General features: G+C 71.3%; 17 protein-coding genes. 10 read left to right on the forward strand and 7 right to left on the reverse strand.

The window, feature by feature from the left end; translation table 11 throughout:
* Nucleotides 1-27 precede the first annotated feature (27 nt).
* The 10 genes from KCH87_RS14800 (at nt 28) to KCH87_RS14845 (ending at nt 9,695) form a co-directional block, all read left to right on the forward strand.
* Nucleotides 28-1,035 (forward strand): FKBP-type peptidyl-prolyl cis-trans isomerase, encoded by a 1,008-nt coding sequence (locus KCH87_RS14800; protein WP_210586527.1) that lies wholly within the window; start codon nt 28-30, stop codon nt 1,033-1,035.
* Nucleotides 1,036-1,096: 61 nt separating this feature from the next.
* Entirely contained in the window at nt 1,097-1,468 is a 372-nt protein-coding gene (locus tag KCH87_RS14805; protein ID WP_210586528.1) for an FKBP-type peptidyl-prolyl cis-trans isomerase, read from the forward strand.
* A gap of 129 nt (nt 1,469-1,597) precedes the next feature.
* On the forward strand, nt 1,598-2,551 hold the full coding sequence (locus KCH87_RS14810; protein WP_210586529.1) for a YafY family protein: 954 nt from the start codon (nt 1,598-1,600) through the stop codon (nt 2,549-2,551).
* Nucleotides 2,552-2,569: 18 nt separating this feature from the next.
* Entirely contained in the window at nt 2,570-3,604 is a 1,035-nt protein-coding gene (locus KCH87_RS14815; protein ID WP_210586530.1) for a YafY family protein, read from the forward strand.
* Nucleotides 3,605-3,655: 51 nt separating this feature from the next.
* A complete protein-coding gene (locus tag KCH87_RS14820; RefSeq protein ID WP_210586531.1) occupies nt 3,656-3,946 on the forward strand; it encodes a hypothetical protein in 291 nt (96 codons plus the stop codon).
* Nucleotides 3,947-3,956: 10 nt separating this feature from the next.
* On the forward strand, nt 3,957-4,151 hold the full coding sequence (locus KCH87_RS14825; protein ID WP_210586532.1) for a hypothetical protein: 195 nt from the start codon (nt 3,957-3,959) through the stop codon (nt 4,149-4,151).
* A gap of 262 nt (nt 4,152-4,413) precedes the next feature.
* Nucleotides 4,414-4,704 (forward strand): Sec-independent protein translocase subunit TatA, encoded by a 291-nt coding sequence (gene tatA, locus KCH87_RS14830; RefSeq protein WP_210586533.1) that lies wholly within the window; start codon nt 4,414-4,416, stop codon nt 4,702-4,704.
* Between the two features lie 47 nt (nt 4,705-4,751).
* On the forward strand, nt 4,752-5,702 hold the full coding sequence (tatC, locus tag KCH87_RS14835; protein WP_210586534.1) for a twin-arginine translocase subunit TatC: 951 nt from the start codon (nt 4,752-4,754) through the stop codon (nt 5,700-5,702).
* A 101-nt stretch (nt 5,703-5,803) separates the two neighbouring features.
* Nucleotides 5,804-8,656, forward strand: a complete 2,853-nt coding sequence (locus tag KCH87_RS14840; protein WP_210586662.1) for an RNA helicase — start codon at nt 5,804-5,806, stop codon at nt 8,654-8,656.
* A gap of 199 nt (nt 8,657-8,855) precedes the next feature.
* Entirely contained in the window at nt 8,856-9,695 is an 840-nt protein-coding gene (locus tag KCH87_RS14845) for an AfsR/SARP family transcriptional regulator (protein ID WP_210586535.1), read from the forward strand.
* Here the strand turns inward: KCH87_RS14845 and KCH87_RS14850 are convergent.
* Genes KCH87_RS14850 through KCH87_RS14885 form a run of 7 tightly spaced genes read right to left on the reverse strand, consistent with a single transcriptional unit; the run spans nt 9,586 to nt 16,785 of the window.
* Nucleotides 9,586-10,644 carry an alpha/beta hydrolase gene (locus tag KCH87_RS14850; RefSeq protein WP_210586536.1) on the reverse strand — a complete coding sequence of 353 codons (1,059 nt, stop codon included), beginning with the start codon at nt 10,642-10,644 and terminating at the stop codon, nt 9,586-9,588. The two genes, KCH87_RS14845 and KCH87_RS14850, sit on opposite strands and share 110 nt — an antisense overlap.
* Nucleotides 10,641-11,273, reverse strand: a complete 633-nt coding sequence (locus KCH87_RS50075; protein ID WP_210586537.1) for a 4'-phosphopantetheinyl transferase superfamily protein — start codon at nt 11,271-11,273, stop codon at nt 10,641-10,643. The genes KCH87_RS14850 and KCH87_RS50075 overlap by 4 nt, the downstream gene beginning before the upstream one ends.
* Nucleotides 11,248-12,102, reverse strand: a complete 855-nt coding sequence (locus KCH87_RS14860) for a 2-oxo acid dehydrogenase subunit E2 (protein ID WP_210586538.1) — start codon at nt 12,100-12,102, stop codon at nt 11,248-11,250. Before KCH87_RS14860 ends, KCH87_RS50075 begins: the two co-directional genes overlap by 26 nt.
* Nucleotides 12,099-12,362, reverse strand: a complete 264-nt coding sequence (locus tag KCH87_RS14865; protein WP_210586539.1) for an acyl carrier protein — start codon at nt 12,360-12,362, stop codon at nt 12,099-12,101. Before KCH87_RS14865 ends, KCH87_RS14860 begins: the two co-directional genes overlap by 4 nt.
* Before the next feature lie 21 nt (nt 12,363-12,383).
* Nucleotides 12,384-13,424 (reverse strand): 3-oxoacyl-ACP synthase III family protein, encoded by a 1,041-nt coding sequence (locus tag KCH87_RS14870; protein WP_210586540.1) that lies wholly within the window; start codon nt 13,422-13,424, stop codon nt 12,384-12,386.
* Complete coding sequence (locus KCH87_RS49045) at nt 13,421-16,522, reverse strand: type I polyketide synthase (protein WP_247196210.1); 3,102 nt, start codon at nt 16,520-16,522, stop codon at nt 13,421-13,423. Before KCH87_RS49045 ends, KCH87_RS14870 begins: the two co-directional genes overlap by 4 nt.
* Complete coding sequence (locus tag KCH87_RS14885) at nt 16,519-16,785, reverse strand: acyl carrier protein (protein WP_210586541.1); 267 nt, start codon at nt 16,783-16,785, stop codon at nt 16,519-16,521. Before KCH87_RS14885 ends, KCH87_RS49045 begins: the two co-directional genes overlap by 4 nt.
* Nucleotides 16,786-16,813 lie beyond the last annotated feature (28 nt).

The raw sequence follows: 16,813 nt of genomic DNA on the forward strand, positions 1-16,813 counted from the left end.
AGATCAACCGATTACGAGGCCCCCACCGTGCGTCGACGCTCACTTCTCATCGCTGTTCCCGCTGGACTGGTCACGCTCGCCGGATGCGGCGACGACGACGGGGCCGACTCGGCCCAGGGCTCCGACAGCGCGTCGCCGTCGGCCTCGGCATCGGCGTCCTCGGCGCCGCCGCCGAAGCTCGTGGACGGGCCGCTGCCGGCGATCACCGCGGGCACGAAGTTCGACGAGAAGCCGACGGTCGCCAAGGGCAGCGGCGATCCGTCGAAGGACCTCGCGGTGAAGACGGTCATCGCGGGCAGCGGCCAGACCGTCGCTGAGAACGACTATGTCCAGGCCAACTACCTCGGCCAGATCTGGGACACGGCGAAGGTCTTCGACAACTCCTACGACCGCAAGACCCCGTTGATCATCCAGCTCGCCCCGAACAGCATCATCGACGGCTGGCGGTACGCCCTGACGGGCAAGAAGGCGGGCAGCCGGGTCCAGATGGCCGTTCCGCCGACGTGGGGGTACGGCAAGCAGGGCAACTCGCAGGCGGGCATCAAGGGCACCGACACGCTGGTGTTCGTCGTCGATGTGCAGGCCACGTTCAACGGGAAGAGCTCCGCCAAGGGCAGCACGGTCGCGCAGGACAACATCGACCTGCCCAAGGTGGGTGGCAACACCGACGGCAAGGCGCCCTCCATCGATGTGCCCAAGTCCGACGCGCCGACGAAGCTGGTGGCGAACTACGTCATCGAGGGCGACGGCGCCGAGGTCGGGGCCGACGACAGCGTGCTCGTGCAGTACAAGGGCGTGGTGTGGGACGGCGGCAAGGAGTTCGACTCGACGTACAGCCGCAAGACGCTCACGTCGTTCTCGCTTCAGCAGGTCGTCAAGGGCTGGGCGCAGGGCCTGACGGGCAAGAAGGTCGGCAGCCGTGTGCTGATCGTCATTCCGCCGGACCTGGGGTACGGCGACAGCCCGCCGGCCGGCAGCGGCATCGAGAAGGGCGCCACTCTGGTCTTCTCGGTCGACATCCTGGCGAAGATGTGACCTCGCCGAGATGTAAGACTGTGACTGTTCGCCTTTCCGCAGACAAGCAGGAGCTAGAGACGTGAGCATCGACAAGCCCGAGATCGACTTCCCGGGCGGCGAGCCCCCGGCGGACCTGGAGATCAAGGACATCTGGGAGGGCGACGGCGCTGTGGCGCAGGCGGGCCAGACCGTCACCGTCCACTACGTGGGTGTCTCTTTCAGCACCGGCGAGGAGTTCGACGCCAGCTGGAACCGTGGCGCTCCCTTCCGCTTCCCGCTGGGCGGCGGCCGGGTCATCAAGGGCTGGGACCAGGGTGTGCAGGGCATGAAGGTCGGCGGCCGGCGCCAGCTGACCATCCCGGCCCACCTCGCCTACGGCAACCAGAGCCCGAGCCCGGCGATCAAGCCCGGTGAGACCCTGATCTTCGTGGTCGACCTCCTCGGGGTCTGATCGACGTACGACCACACCCGATCACCTGGGGTCCATGCCTGTCCGGGCATGGGCCCTCGGCTTTTGCCGCGCCACTGCTGGGCGGTACGGTCATCGTTCACAAGCACCATAGGGAGGCGAACGGCGTCGATGGCCATTGCCAAGGCCGAGCGGCTGATGAACCTGGCGCTGTGTCTGCTGGGGACGCGGCGGCCGCTCAGCAAGCGCGAGCTTCGTGAGTCCATCGAGGCCTATCTCGAAGCCTCGTCGGACGACTCCTTCAACCGGATGTTCGAGCGGGACAAGGACGATCTGCGCGAACTCGGCCTGGTCATCGAGACCGTGGAGAATCTCGACGGCGAGGTCGGGTACCTGGCCCGCCGTGACAGCAACCGGCTGCCGCCCATCACCCTCGACGCCGAGGAGGCCGCCGCCCTGGGGCTGGCCGCCAAGGTGTGGCAGCAGGCACGGCTCGCGGGCGCGGCCAGCGGTGCGCTTCAGAAGCTGCGCGCGGCCGGGCTGCCCGAGGACGTCGACCCGTACGAGGCGCACGGTGCGCTGGAGCCGCGGATTCCGGTGCACGAGGCGGCGTTCGAGCCGTTGATGCTGGCCTGCCGTGACCGCCGGCCGGTCGCTTTCGACTATCGCAAGGCCACCGCCGCCCACCCCGAACCCCGGCATGTGGAGCCGTGGGCGCTGGAGTGCTGGCGCGGCCACTGGTATCTGGCGGGATGGGACCGCGACCGCGGTGCCGAGCGGGTCTTCCGGCTGTCCCGGATCACGGGCAGGGTGCGCACGCGCAGTGGCCGGTTCACGGTCGAGGTGCCCGATGTCGTCACCGTCCGGGAGACCGTGGCGGGCTGGGCGGGGGAGACCGCCGACCGCAGCGCGCTGATCCGGCTGCGTACGGACGCGGGGTACCCCTTGCGGGCGAAGGCCACGTCGGTGCGGGAACTGGGCGACGGCTGGGACGAGTTGGAGATTCCGTACGGGCACGGTGTGGATGCCTGGCTGGTGGAGTTCGGGCCGGACGTGGTGGTTCTGGAGCCGGCCGAGCTGCGCGCCGACGTGGTGGACCGGCTGCGTGCCGTGGCCAAGGGCTGAGGGGGAGCGGAAGAAACAGTGGCTGGCAAACCGGTCAGGCCCGTCAGCGCCATCGACCAGACCCGGCGGATGCTCTCCCTGGTGACCTATCTGCGCGAGCGGCCCGGCGCCCGGGTCGAGGACGTGGCCCGTGCCTTCGGGATCACCGAGGACGAGCTGGTCTCCGACCTCGATGTGCTGCCCATGTGCGGCACCAGCTTCCGCGGCGGCGACCTGCTCGACATCGACACCGACGGCGAGCGGATCTGGTGGCACAACCCCGATGACGTCGCCGAGCCGCTGCGGCTCGCCGCCGACGAGGCGACCGCTCTGCTGGTGGCCGCCCGCGCCGTCTCCACGCTGCCCGGCCTGCGGGAGAGCGACCGGCAGGCGCTGCTGCGGGCCACCGCGAAGGTGGAGACCGCGGCCGGCGAGACGGCCGGCGCCAGTTCCCGGCTGTCGGTGACCTTCGAGTCCGAGGGCGGGGTCTTCGCGGACGTCGACCGCGCGATCTCGGAGCGCCGCCGCCTGTGGATCCGTTACTACTCGCCGGCCCGGGACGAGCTCAGCGAGCGCGAGATCGACCCCATCCGTCTCGTCAGCGTCGGCCACACCTATGTGGAGGCCTGGTGCCGCCGTTCCGAGGCGCGCCGCACCTTCCGCCTGGACCGGGTCGCCGAGATCCGGATCATGGACGAGCCGTCCGCGCCCCCCGAGGTCGAGCTGCGGGACCTCTCGGAGGGGCTGGTGCAGCCCGCCGCCGAGGACCCGGAGGTCGTCGTCGAGGTCGGCCCGGGCGGCCGCTGGGTCGCCGAGTACTACCCGCACGACAGCGCCGATGAGCTGCCCGACGGCGGGCTGCGTATCTCTCTGCGCACCCCCGACCCGACGTCGCTGCGCCGGCTGGCGCTCCGGCTCGGGCGCGACGGCCGGATCGTGTCACCGCCCGAGCTGGCCGACAGCGCCCGGCACGCGGCCCGTGAGGCGCTGGCGGCGTACGACGGTATCGAGGCGCAGGGGCCGGCCCCTGCGGAGCGCGGGGTGCCGGGCGGAGGGGACGACGGGCCGGAGTGAGCCGCAGGGGCGCGCCGGAGGCGAACGACCAGGAGAAGAGGAGCAGGGGCTTTGAGCGAGTCGGCGTCCGGGGTTCGGGAAGTGTCGGTGGCGTCGGCGTTCGCCGGCATGAGAAGCGTGAGTCCGGTGGTGTTCAGGGCGGGCTGCCCGGACTGCCGGGGCCGTTTCGAGCTCGCCGCGAGCGCCCTGCGTCTGGCCATCGGCGCCACCAGCCGCACCACCTTCTACTCCTTCACCTGCCCCGACTGCGGTGCCTCCGTCCGTAAGCCGGCGGGGGAGCGCGTCGTCGAGCTGCTGACGGGCGGCGGGGTCAGAACACTGCGGCTGCACTCCACCCTCTAGGCTCGGCGTCATGTTCTGGCCGATGTTCGCGGTAGCTGTGGGTTTTCTGGGTCTCGCCGTCCTCGGTGTGCTTGCGGTACGGGTCTTCCTGGAGGCACAGCGCCTGGGCAGGCAGGTCTCGGACTCGGCGGCCCGCATCAACCGGGCCGCGGAGGACCTGGAGCGCGCGTCCCTGAGCACGGCCCGGGCTGTGGACTCGCTGTGAGTCCGGCTGAGCATGTCCTGTGAGTCCTGCGTCTGATGCGCTTTGGGCCGCTTCGCCCTGTCACCTTGGTGGTCCCGGCAGGTACGCTGCTGGTCGCGGCCCGGAAAACGAGGCTCGGGTCGCTGACCGGGAGTACGCACAGGGATTGCCTCGCGTTTACCCCTGAGCGTTACGATCGCTGCCAAGCACGATCGATCGGATGAACGTTCGACCGGTCGGACAGCATCCCACCCCAGCCGCCTCGGTGAGAAGGTAAAGACTTATGTTCGGAAGGCTCGGAGCCCCCGAGATCATTCTCATCCTCGTCGTCATCATCCTGCTGTTCGGCGCGAAGAAGCTTCCGGACATGGCGCGCTCGCTCGGCAAGTCCGCGCGCATCCTCAAGAGCGAGGCCAAGGCGATGAAGACGGAGGGCCAGGACAACGCCTCCGCTCCCGCGGCCCCGCCGCAGACCGACGAGCAGCCCCCGGCTCAGCGCACCATCCAGGCCGCCCCCGGCGATGTGACCAGCTCCCGCCCGGTCACGGAGCCGACGGACAACGCCAAGCGCTGACGCAGGGCCGGTGATCACCGGCCCGCTGCACGAGATGGGAATGTGGGTTGCTGAAGTCTGCCCGCAAGCAGGAGAAGGATCCCGAGGGGCGGATGCCCCTCGCGGAGCACCTTCGTGAGCTCCGCAACCGGCTCGCGAAGGCGTTGCTGGCCATCGTCGCCATCACGGTCGTCGCCGCCTTCTTCTACAACGACATCATCAACGTCCTCACCAAGCCGATCCTGGACTCGGTCGGCTGTGACCAGACGTTCGAGCAACTGGCGAATGCGCCCAAGTCCACCGAGCCATGTGCGCAGATCACCATCAACGGTCTGCTCACTCCCTTCACGCTCGCGCTGAAGGTGTCGTTGATGGCCGGTGTCGTCGTGGCCTCGCCGGTCTGGCTGTACCAGCTGTGGTCCTTCATCGCGCCCGGTCTGCACCGGCACGAGAAGAAGTACGCCTACGCGTTCGTCGGCATGGGCGCCCCGCTCTTCCTCGTCGGCGCCTACTTCGCCTACGCGGTGCTGCCCACCACGGCGAAGGTGCTGCTCGAGTTCACGCCGGACAGCACCTCCAACCTGCTGCCGCTGGACGACCTGCTCGATCTGGTCACCCGCATGGTGATCGTCTTCGGGCTCTCCTTCGAGCTGCCGCTGCTGCTGATCTTCCTGAACCTCATCGGGGCGATCACCGGTAAGCGGATGCTCGGCTGGTGGCGAGCGATGATCATGGGCATCACGGTCTTCGCGGCGCTCGCGACGCCCAGCACCGACCCGCTGACCATGCTCGCGCTCGCCGGACCGATCTGGGTCCTGTACTTCGCCGCGACCGCCTTCTCGCTGATCAACGACCGGCGCCGGGGCCGCCGCGAGGCCATGGGCCCCGACGACGACGAGGCCTCCGACCTGGACCTGACCCCCGAGGACGTCGGCGAGGTCGAGACGGTCTCCGCCAGCAGGGCACTGCCCGAGCAGGCGGGCACGGACCGGGTCAACGGTTTCGACGACGTGACCTAGCCGGTTCCACGACCACACATGGCGCCCCCACCACAACGAGAGGTGGGGGCGCCACACGCTTGCGGCAGGCCCCGAGGACGGGGACGCCGCAGATCCGGATATTGATCGTCCTGTTGTCAGTGGGGCCCGGTACGCTCGAAAGCACGATGACAGAGGACCTCTCACCGGCCGAGCGGTATGCGGCAGCACGCAAGCGAGCTGTCGAGCAGGCCACCGCGCTCGCCTCCTTCCGCGAGATGTACGACTTCGGCCTCGACCCCTTCCAGATCGAGGCCTGCCAGGCGCTCGAAGCGGGGAAGGGCGTGCTGGTGGCCGCACCCACCGGTTCCGGCAAGACGATCGTGGGCGAGTTCGCCGTCCACCTCGCCCTGATGCAGGGCAAGAAGTGCTTCTACACGACCCCCATCAAGGCGCTGTCGAACCAGAAGTACGCCGACCTGTGCCGCCGCTACGGCACGGGCATGGTCGGTCTCCTCACCGGGGACAACAGCGTCAACTCCGACGCCCCGGTGGTCGTGATGACCACCGAGGTGCTGCGGAACATGCTGTACGCCGGCTCGCAGACGCTGCTCGGCCTCGGGTATGTGGTCATGGACGAGGTGCACTACCTCTCCGACCGCTTCCGGGGCGCCGTCTGGGAAGAGGTGATCATTCACCTTCCCGAGTCGGTGACCCTGGTGTCGCTCTCGGCCACCGTGTCGAACGCCGAGGAGTTCGGCGACTGGCTCGACACCGTCCGCGGCGACACCGAGGTGATCGTCTCCGAGCACCGCCCCGTGCCGCTGTTCCAGCACGTGCTCGCCGGACGCCGGATGTACGACCTGTTCGAGGAGGGCGAGGGCCACAAGAAGGCCGTCAACCCCGACCTCACCCGCCTCGCGCGGATGGAGGCGACCCGGCCGTCGTACCAGGACCGCAGACGTGGGCGATCCATGCGCGAGGCCGATCGGGAGCGGGAGCGCAGATCCCGGTCGCGCGTGTGGACGCCCGGCCGGCCCGAGGTCATCGAGCGGCTCGACGCGGAGGGGCTGCTGCCCGCCATCACCTTCATCTTCAGCCGCGCCGCCTGCGAGTCCGCCGTCCAGCAGTGCCTGTACGCCGGGCTGCGGCTCAACGACGACGAGGCCCGGGAACAGGTCCGCGCCCTGGTCGAGGAGCGCACCGCCTCCATTCCCTCCGAAGACCTGCACGTCCTCGGGTACTACGAATGGCTGGAAGGCCTTGAGCGTGGCATCGCCGCCCATCACGCGGGCATGCTGCCGACGTTCAAGGAGGTCGTCGAGGAACTGTTCGTCCGTGGGCTGGTCAAGGCCGTGTTCGCCACCGAGACGCTGGCGCTGGGCATCAACATGCCCGCGCGGTCCGTGGTGTTGGAGAAGCTCGTCAAGTGGAACGGCGAGCAGCATGCCGACATCACCCCCGGCGAGTACACGCAGCTGACCGGTCGTGCCGGACGTCGCGGCATCGATGTCGAGGGTCATGCCGTGGTGCTGTGGCAGCGCGGGATCAGCCCGGAGCACCTGGCGGGGCTGGCCGGCACGCGCACCTATCCCCTGCGGTCCAGCTTCAAGCCGTCGTACAACATGGCGGTCAATCTGGTCGAGCAGTTCGGGCGGCATCGCTCGCGGGAGCTGCTGGAGACATCCTTCGCGCAGTTCCAGGCCGACAAGTCGGTCGTGGGGATCTCGCGGCAGGTGCAGCGCAACGAGGAAGGGCTGTCGGGCTACAAGGAGTCCATGACCTGCCACCTCGGGAACTTCGAGGAGTATGCGGGGCTGCGGCGTCAGCTGAAGGACCGGGAGACCGAGCTGGCCAAGCAGGGCGCGGCACACCGGCGGGCCGAGGCCGCCGTCGCGCTGGAGAAGCTCAAGCCGGGCGATGTCATCCATGTGCCGACCGGTAAGTACGCCGGTCTGGCGCTGGTGCTCGATCCGGGGCTGCCGGCCGGGCGGTCGAACGGTCATCGGGGGTTCGAGCACCACGACGGGCCGCGTCCGCTGGTGCTGACCGCCGAGCGGCAGGTCAAGCGGCTGGCGTCGATGGACTTCCCGGTGCCGGTCGAGGCGTTCGAGCGGATGCGGATCCCGAAGTCCTTCAACCCGCGCTCGCCGCAGTCGCGTCGCGATCTTGCGTCCGCGCTGCGGACCAAGGCCGGGCACATTCCGCCGGAGCGGCACCGCAAGAACCGGTCGCAGGCTGCCGACGACCGGGAGATCGCCCGGCTGCGCACGGAGATTCGGGCACATCCGTGCCATGGGTGCAACGACCGTGAGGACCACGCCCGTTGGGCCGAGCGCTACCACCGGCTGCTGCGGGACACCTCGCAGCTGGAGCGGCGCATCGAGGGACGCACGAACACGATCGCTCGTACGTTTGACCGGATCGTGGCGCTGCTGACCGAGCTGGACTATCTGCGCGGCGACGAGGTCACCGAGCACGGCAAGCGGCTCGCCCGGCTGTACGGCGAACTCGACCTGCTCTCGAGTGAATGCCTGCGGGAGGGTGTCTGGGAAGGGCTCGCCCCTGCCGAACTTGCCGCCTGTGTCTCGGCGTTGGTGTATGAGGCGCGGGTCGGTGACGACGCCATGGCGCCCAAGCTGCCGTCCGGCAAGGCGAAGGCCGTGCTCGGCGAGATGGTCCGGATCTGGGGGCGGCTGGACGCCCTGGAGGAGGATTTCCGGATCACCCAGACCGAAGGCGTCGGCCAGCGCGAGCCCGACCTCGGCTTCGCCTGGGCCGCCTATATGTGGGCGTCCGGCAAGGGCCTCGACGAGGTGCTGCGGGAGGCGGAGATGCCGGCGGGGGACTTCGTGCGGTGGTGCAAGCAGGTGATTGATGTGCTGGGGCAGATCTCGGCGGCGTCTCCTGCGGAGGGCTCGACTGTGGCAAAGAACGCCCGTAAGGCGGTTGACGGGCTGCTGCGGGGGGTTGTGGCGTACTCGTCGGTTGGGTAGCGGGGGCTCGCCGTAGGGGGTGCTGTGGGTTGCCGGGTGCGGGCCCGCTGTGGCTTGTCGCGCAGTTCCCCGCGCCCCTTCGGGGGCGCCCCTGTGGGCGCGATTCAGCGTGGCTCCAGTGGATCTCCCGTGCCTCTTCCCCTTCCTCTCCCGGTCACCGCGGGACGCTGGTCGCCCGTAGTGGAGAGGAGCTGGCGGCATGCGCTTTCGTGTGCTCGGTCCTGTTCGGCTCGAACCCCGTACGCCTTCGGCGGCCAAGCAGCGGGCCGTGCTCGCCGCGCTGCTGTTGCGGGCGGGGGGTGTGGTGTCCGCGTCCGCGCTGTTCGACGAGTTGTGGCCGCAGGGGCCGCCGCGCACCGCGGCGACCACCCTTCAGGTCTATGTCTCCCATTTGCGCAAGGCGATCGCGGAGGGCGGGGACGCACCGCTGGTGACGCGGGCTCCTGGGTATCTGCTGCGCGTGGCGCCCGGCGAGTTCGATCTGGCGCGGTTCGAGGAGTTGCACCGGGACGGGCGCGGGGCCGCACGCCGGGGTGACTTCGCGGCCGTTTCACGGACGCTGGGTGAGGGGCTTGCCCTGTGGCAGGGGCCCGCTGTGTCGGGGGTGGAGCAGGGGCCCGCGCTGGCCGCCGCTGCCGCCCGGCTCGAGGAACTGCGGCTGGAGGCCCTTGAGTTGCGCATCGAGGCCGATCTGCGGCTCGGGCGGCACGAGGAGCTGACCGGCGAGCTGACGGAGCTGGCCCATGCCCATCCGTTGCGCGAGCAGTTGCACTGTCATCTGATGGAGGCGCTGCGGCGGGCGGGACGGACCGCGGACGCGCTGCGCGCCTTTCGGACTGTACGGCGTGCGCTCCACGACGAGCTGGGCGTGGAGCCGGGGCCCGCCCTCGCCCGCGCGCACTCGCGGGTCGTCGGCGGGCCGGCGCCGGTCAGCCGGCCGGTGCGGCCGCGGACGGCTTTCCCCGCAGATTCCAGGCGAGCCAGCGCCGTACCGTCCCCGGATGACCGGGTGATCCGTGCACATCGTCGATCTGCTTGATCCGGACGTCGGCGAGTGCGGCCCGCAGCAGGGCCGGATCCGCGGGCGGGATGATCTCGTCGCGGGCGCTGGCGACGTAGCGTACGGATGCGTCGATGTCCCGCAGGACGGTCGGGTTGAGGGCGAAGTCCTTCAGTTCGGCGCGGAGTTCGCTCTCGTCGGCGGTGGCCGTCAGACGGCGCAGGGTGTCCCTGGTCAGCTGGGGCAGGCGCTGCCACCAGTCCGCGTCGGTGAAGAACGCCGAGGCCGGGGCGCCCACCGTCAGGATGCGCCGGATGCGGGCGTCGGCGGCGGCCGCGCGCAGGGCCAGGTGGCCGCTGAAGCTGAGGAAGAGGAGCGAGGTGGCGTCCGTGCGGGCCCGGGGGGCGAGGGTGTCGAGGAGGTAGGGCAGCAGGCGCCAGGAATCCGGTGTGTAACGCTGACGGTTCTCGCCCACGCCGGGCAGTTCCGCCACGACCGTCGCGAACCCCATGCGGCTGAGGCGGGGCAGCAGGGGCGCCCACTGCTCCTTGACGCTGATGATGCCGCCCATGACGACCAGCAGGGGGCGGTCCCGGTCGAGTCCGGTCGCCCAGCAGGCCAACGGGCCGTCCGGGTGGGGCAGTTCGAGACGCTCGATCCCGGACTGGGTGGCGCGCCAGCGGCCGAAGGTCTCCACGGCCGCTTGTTGGGCGCGGCGGCGCGGTTCGTCGTACGGGTACGGGAAGCGGGCCAGCGTGTAGTGGCGGCAGGCGTCCAGCAGACGGCCGCGGGCGGCGAGTTCGTCGGCGCGGGCACGCCAGACGTGGGTCCAGGAGTCGGGGGAGTCCGGGGTGTCGTTGTCGATGCGGTCCAGGACGCGGGCCGTGCCGCGGGCGGACAGGCCCTGGTTGCGGGCGTGCAGACGCGCGTACTCCTTGAGTTCGGCGAGGGGGCCGGGGAGGGTGACGGGGTTCGGGTCCAGGCTCATGGGGTGTCCTTCGGGGAGTCGGGGCCGATGGCGACGGCCGCCGTGTAGGTGGTCTCCGAGGCGGTCAGGGTGTGGGTGCGGACGGTCCAGCCCGGCGGTGGCCGCGTGTCGAACGTCGTGAAGTCCAGGCCCAGTCCGCGGCCGAGCGCCTTGCTGTACGCCTCCTTCGACGTCCACCAGCGCACCAGGAGCGCGTTGCGGGCGTCCGGTGGCGTGCGGGCGAGGCGGGCCAGCTCGCCCGGGGTGCACATGCGGCCGGGGAAGCGGGGGCCGTCCAGTTGTCGGTCGGTGCGCTCCACGTCGACGCCGATGGTGAGGCGGGCGCGCGTACACAGTCCTACGAGCACCAGGTCGCCGGTGTGGCTGAGGCTGACGGCGTACCCGCGCAGGCAGGGACGGCCACCGGACGTGTAGCTGAGGTCCGCGGTGCCGACGATGCGGTGGAGCAGGGCCCGTGCCGCCAGGAAGCGCGCCCGGACCTCGGGATGGGCCGCCCCGCGGAGCCTGGCCGCGTCCGCGCCCCGCAGCGGCGGCGCCCTGTCCGCCCAGTCGGACACGGAGCCGTACGCCACGACCGCCCCCTGAGCGAGCAGCCGGGCCGCCTCAGCCGGCCGGGAGGTGAGGGGCACGGGAGGGGGAGCGCAGGGCGGCGACGGGGGCAAGGCGTGGCGGGACATCGGAAGCGGCCTCCCAGCTGCCGTGCTCCAGCGCATACGTCAGTTCCCCGAGGACGTCCGCCGCGGCGGCGCCGTCCAGGACACGGTGGTCGAAGGCGAGGCCGAGACGCATGACGGGCGCGGCCTCGATGGTGCCGTCCTCGCGGACGACCGGACGGGGGGTCGTACGGCCGCAGGTGAGCGTCACCGCCGTACCGCCCGTGGAGTGGAAGCCGTCCACCGGGCGGTGGCCGAGGGAGCTGACGGAGACGGTGCCGAGGACAGCTGGGCGGCGCCGGGCGCTGCGCAGGGCGTGCGCGAAGGCGGCGCGGCCCAGCCAGACCGGGAGCCGGACGAGGGCCCGTACCCCCCGGAACTCCGGGAGGGTGGCCACGTCGGGCGAGCGGTAGCGGTCGACCTGGTCCTGGATGGCGTCGAGGCTCGCCGTCTCCAGGTCGGGGATCAGCGCGGACAGGACGACGCGCTCACCGCCGGGCGACTTGGCGTCGAGGGCGAGCTTGCCGGTGACCGACGGGAAGCGCACGATGCGCGGGGCGCGCAGGCGGCGCGGTGCGAGGACGGCGTTGGCGTCGGGGTGGCGGTGCAGGATGCGGCCCGCGGCGTGCAGGACGTACGTCACCGTCGAGTAGCGGCGCTCGGCGGCGGCGCGGTGGGCGTGGACGGCGCCCATGTCGACGTCCGTGTCCAGGAACACCGGGCGCTGGCGGGAGGCGTACTCCAGGAAGTAGAGGGTGTGACGGCGGTCGCGTACGGGATGGACGGTGCTCGAAGAGGCGCTCATGGTGTGATCACCAGCTCGTGGATACGGCGCAGGCTGCGCGCTTCGAGGAGGCGGCCGACCGGGACGGAGCGGCCGAGGGCGTGCTCCAGGGCGGTCACCAGCTTCAGCAGGTACATGGAGTCCCACTCGGGCAGCTCGTCGAAGTCGGCGTCGAGCAGGGCCGCTTCCTCGGCGGGCGTCGTACCGAGCGGGAGGCCGGTCTCGTCGCGCACCAGACGCGCGAACTCGGCCAGGGGCAGGGCATGGGTCTCTGTGGGCATCTCTACAGTCCTTCCAAGGCTCTACAGACCTTCCAAGGCGAACCCCGCCTTGATCCACTTGCTCGACTCGACCGCGACGGCGAGGGCCTTCTGGCCGGCCGCGATCTCCTTCATCAGCTGCTGAAGCTGGAGAAAGGGGAGTGCGTTGCCGTTGTTTCCGGTGTCCGCGACGCAGCTGATCTCGCGCGCGTTCGGCAGCCCCAGCCGCTCGGTGATCAGCCGGGTCATCCGGCCGGACAGCTGCGGCGGGAGCAGGAAGTCCAGGTCGTCCGCCGACCAGCCCAGCTCGTCGAGGAGTTCCCAGAGGATCTCCACGGCCATGGCCGGCACCGAGCTCTCGATGGCCTTGTAGTCCTCGGTGAGCGCCTGGCGCTGGTCGTGCCGGTCGGCGAGCCCGAACCAGTCGATGATCTGGCCGGGGCTGCGGCCGAGCCCCGTACAGCGGTTGAGGGTGCGGCGCAGGACGACGGGGCGTTCGCCGGGGTCGGCGCCGATGACGGCGGCGCCCGCGCCGTCGCCGAACAGCACGCAGTTGACCAGGTCGCCGGGGGCCGCCGAGGAGAGGTCGCGGCGCAGGTCGAGGTGCTTGGTGCAGACGTCGCCGCCGATGGCGAGGCCGGTGCGGTGGGTGCCGCTGGAGATGAATGTGTGCGCGAGCGCGAGGGCCTGTACGGCGCCCGCGCAGCCCGACTGGAGCTGGTAGGTGGGGAGTTGGTCGAGGCCGAGGCGGTCGGCGACCTCGTTGACGGTGGCCGGCATCAGATGGTCCGGCGTCGCCGTGCCCAGCACGATGAACTCGATGTCGGCCGGGTCGGTGCCGGCGCACTCCATCGCCTGCGAGGCGGCCTCGGCGCACAGGTCCGCAAGGGACCAGCGGACCTCCCCGGTGGCGAGATCGCGGGCGAAGTGGCGGGTGCGGGTGCCGATGAAGTGGTCGATCCACTCCTCGTTGACGCCCAGCGACGCGGCGAGGGAGGCGTTGTCGACGGGTGCGCCGGGCAGCGCGGAACCGGCGGCGGCTACATGGACGGTGGGGCCGGCGGTGGGCGCGGACACGGTCATAGGGCGGACTCCGTCGATGAGGCGACGCCACCTTGTGCGGCGCGCGCGGTGACGTATGCGATGAGGTCGCCGAGCGTGGACAGATGGCCGAGCAGCTCCTGAACCGGCAGCGGCCCGAGAGCGGGCAGTCGCGCCTCCACGCGCGCCTTCAACTCGATCAGCGTGACCGAGTCCAGGCCCAGGTCCTCCTGGGGGCGCGAGTGCGGGGAGAGCGCGGTGACGTCGTAGCCGCCGAGGTCGGCGACGGCTTCGAGGACGCAGATCTCGATCGAGTCGGAAGGCGGTACCTCCTCGGGTTCCGTGTCGACCAGGGGCGGGGTCGGCAGGCCGCCGCGCCAGAAGCGCCCCTCCGTCGCGAAGACGTACGGCATCAGCCGCTTCGTCGGTCCCTCCTCGTGCGCGGGCCAGTCCACGTCCAGGCCCGCCCGGTACAGGGCGGCGACCGTCGCCGCCAGCTCCGTCCCGGTCGCGGCCTCGCCCGGCAGCGGGTGCAGCGGGATCGGGGGCGTCGGCGGGATGCCGTCGGTCGCGATACGGCGGGTCAGGGCCGTCAGGACCGGGCGGGGGCCGAGTTCGATGACGTGCGTGGGGCGCTCGTCCAGGAGCTGGGCGGCGGCGTCCGCGAAGAGGACCGGGGCGCCGATGTGCTCCGTCCAGTACGCGGCGTCCAGCGGCTCCGACTCCAGGAGCTTGCCGCGCACGGTCGAGTAGAACGGCGTGCGCGGGACGCCGCCCACCGTCTCCTCGGCGATGCGGTGGAACGGTTCGAGGACCGGCCGCATGAGCGGGGAGTGGAAGGCGTGCGAGACCTCCAGCCGGCGGACGCGGACGCCGTCGAGGGCGGACGCGATTCGGTCCAGGGCGGCCAGATCGCCGGAAAGGACCGTGGATCGGGGGCCATTGAACGCGGCGAAGCCGACCAGGGGTTCGGGCTCGACCAGCTCGTGCAGCCGGTCCGCGGGCGCCTCGACGGCCAGCATGCCGCCACCGTCGGGGAGTTCCTCCATCAGCGCGCCCCGCGCGGCGATCAGCCTGGCCGCGTCCGGCAGGGACAACGCCTCGGCATGCACCGCCGCCGCGAACTCGCCCACGCTGTGCCCGAGCAGCAGCGCCGGATGCACGCCGACATCCGCGAGCGCGGCGCCCAGCGCGTAGCCGACGGCGAACAGGGCTGGTTGCGCCCACCGCGTGCGGTGGACGGCCGGGTCGCCACGCAGAAGCAGGTCGCGTACGGACGTTTCGGTGTACGGCAGCAGCGCCGCGTCGGCCGCGTCGAGGTGACGGCGGTAGAGCGGGGAGGAATGGTAGAGGCGGGCGCCCATGGCGGGGAACTGGGCGCCCTGTCCGGTGAACAGGGCGGCGATCAGCGGGGGTTGGCGTGGCGGGGTGGGTGTCGCGGCCGGGAGTTCACTGGCCGCGGATGCCGTGGCGTGGGGTGGGCCGGTTCCGCGCGCCGTCCGCTGCGGTACGTCGACGGGGGGCGCCGCCGCGTGCGGTGCGTCGATGGTGGGTGCCGTGTCGGGTTGTTTGTCGGCTCCGGGCGCCGCCGCGTGCGGTGCGTGGACCCCGCGTGTCACGGTCTGCCCCGGCGCACCGCCGCGTAGCCCGTTGGTCTGCGCCCGCAACAACTCCGCCAGCCGTTTACTGCCCTCCTCCACCCCCACCACGACCGCCGCCCGCACTCCATGCCCCGACTTGACGCGGTGCGAGGCCCGGCACAGAGGTGCGACCGGGGTCTGGCGTCGGCCGATCGCCTCGGACTGGGCGGTGAGGTTGCGGCGCAGCGCGGGCGCGTCGGGTGCGGTGAGGGTGAAGACGTGGGCGCCCAGGGCGGGCGCCGCCGAAACCGTCGTACGGACGGACGGCGCCGACTCCAGGACGGCGTGTGCGTTCGTGCCGCCCATGCCGAAGCTGCTCAGGCCCGCCAGTGCCGGGCCGCCGGACAGCCGCAGTGGTGCCTTGAGGAGCCTCAGCCCCTTCTCCGCCAGCAGCAGCCCCGGGTTCTCGTGTGCGGCGAAGCGGCTGACCGGGACCGTGCGGTGGTGCAGGGCGAGGGCCACCTTGATGAGGCCGGCGATCCCGGCGGCGCCCTCCGTGTGGCCGAGGTTGCCCTTGACCGAGCCGAGGGCCATCGGGCGGGTGCGGCCGGCGTGCCAGGCGCCGAGGGCCTTCGCCTCGATCATGTCGCCGAGGGCCGTGCCGGTGCCGTGCCCCTCGGTGAACACCACGTCGCCCGGTTCCACGCCCGCCCTGCGGTAGGCCGCCGCCATGACCTCCTGCTGCGACCAACGGCTCGGCGCTGTCAGCCCGTTGCTCCGCCCGTCCTGGTTGACGGCCGTCCCCCGGATCACCGCGTACACGTGATCGCCGTCGGCCAGCGCGTCCTCCAGGCGCCGCAGCACGACCGCCCCGACACCCTCCCCGCGCCCGATGCCGTTCGCCCCCGCGCTGAACGGCTTGCAGCGGCCGTCCGGCGCCGCGAGCCCCGCCCGTTCGTAGAACAGGCCGAGCGCGGGTGTCATCGTGATGTTCACGCCGCCCGCGAGGGCTCGGTCGCACTCCCCGGACAGCAGTGCGTTCACCGCCAGATGCACCGCGACCAGCGACGACGAGCACGCCGTGTCGACGGCCAGGCACGGGCCCTTGAGGTCCAGGTGGTACGAGACCCGGTTGGCGATCATGCAGTAACCGTTGCCGGAACCGATCTGCGGGGTGATCCCCGGCAGGTCGGTCAGCGTCAGCTGTGCCCACTCACTGCCCATCACCCCGACGAACACCCCGGTCGACGACCCCGCCAGCCGGTGCGGGGCGATGCCCGCGTCCTCGAACGCCCGCCACGCGCACTGGAGCATCAGCCGCTGCTGCGGATCCATGGAGCCGGCCTCGCGCGGGGTGATGGTGAAGAAGCCGTGGTCGAAGGCGTCCGCGTCCGCGATGAAACCGCCCTCGCCCGGCCCGCCCGTCACCCCCGGATCCCAGCGCTCGCGCGGCACGCGACCGATGCCGTCGCCGCCCCGCATCAGCAACTCCCAGAAGCGGTACGGATCCTCCGCACCCGGGAAACGGCAGTCGAGACCGGTTACGGCAACTGCGCTCATCCGGCGTTCTCCAGCTCTTTCCAGAGGTGGCCCGCGAGCGCCCGCACGGTCGGGAAGTCCCAGGCGGCCGTGGGGTCCACGGGGATGCCGAAGTGGTCCTCCACATCGCCGCAGAGGCTGAGCGCGGCCACCGAGTCCAGTCCGTACTCGGCGAGCGGCACCGTGGGGTCGAGCTCGGCCGGGTCGCGCCGCAGATAGGCGCCGACGCGCGTGGTGAGCCAGTCGATCAGGGACTGCTCCGTGGGGACGGTGGGCAAGGACATGGCGTTCTCCAGGTTGAGAGCGGCGAGA

Origin of the sequence: Streptomyces sp. GESEQ-35 (assembly GCF_017948485.1) — a bacterium.
Lineage (GTDB): Bacteria > Actinomycetota > Actinomycetes > Streptomycetales > Streptomycetaceae > Streptomyces.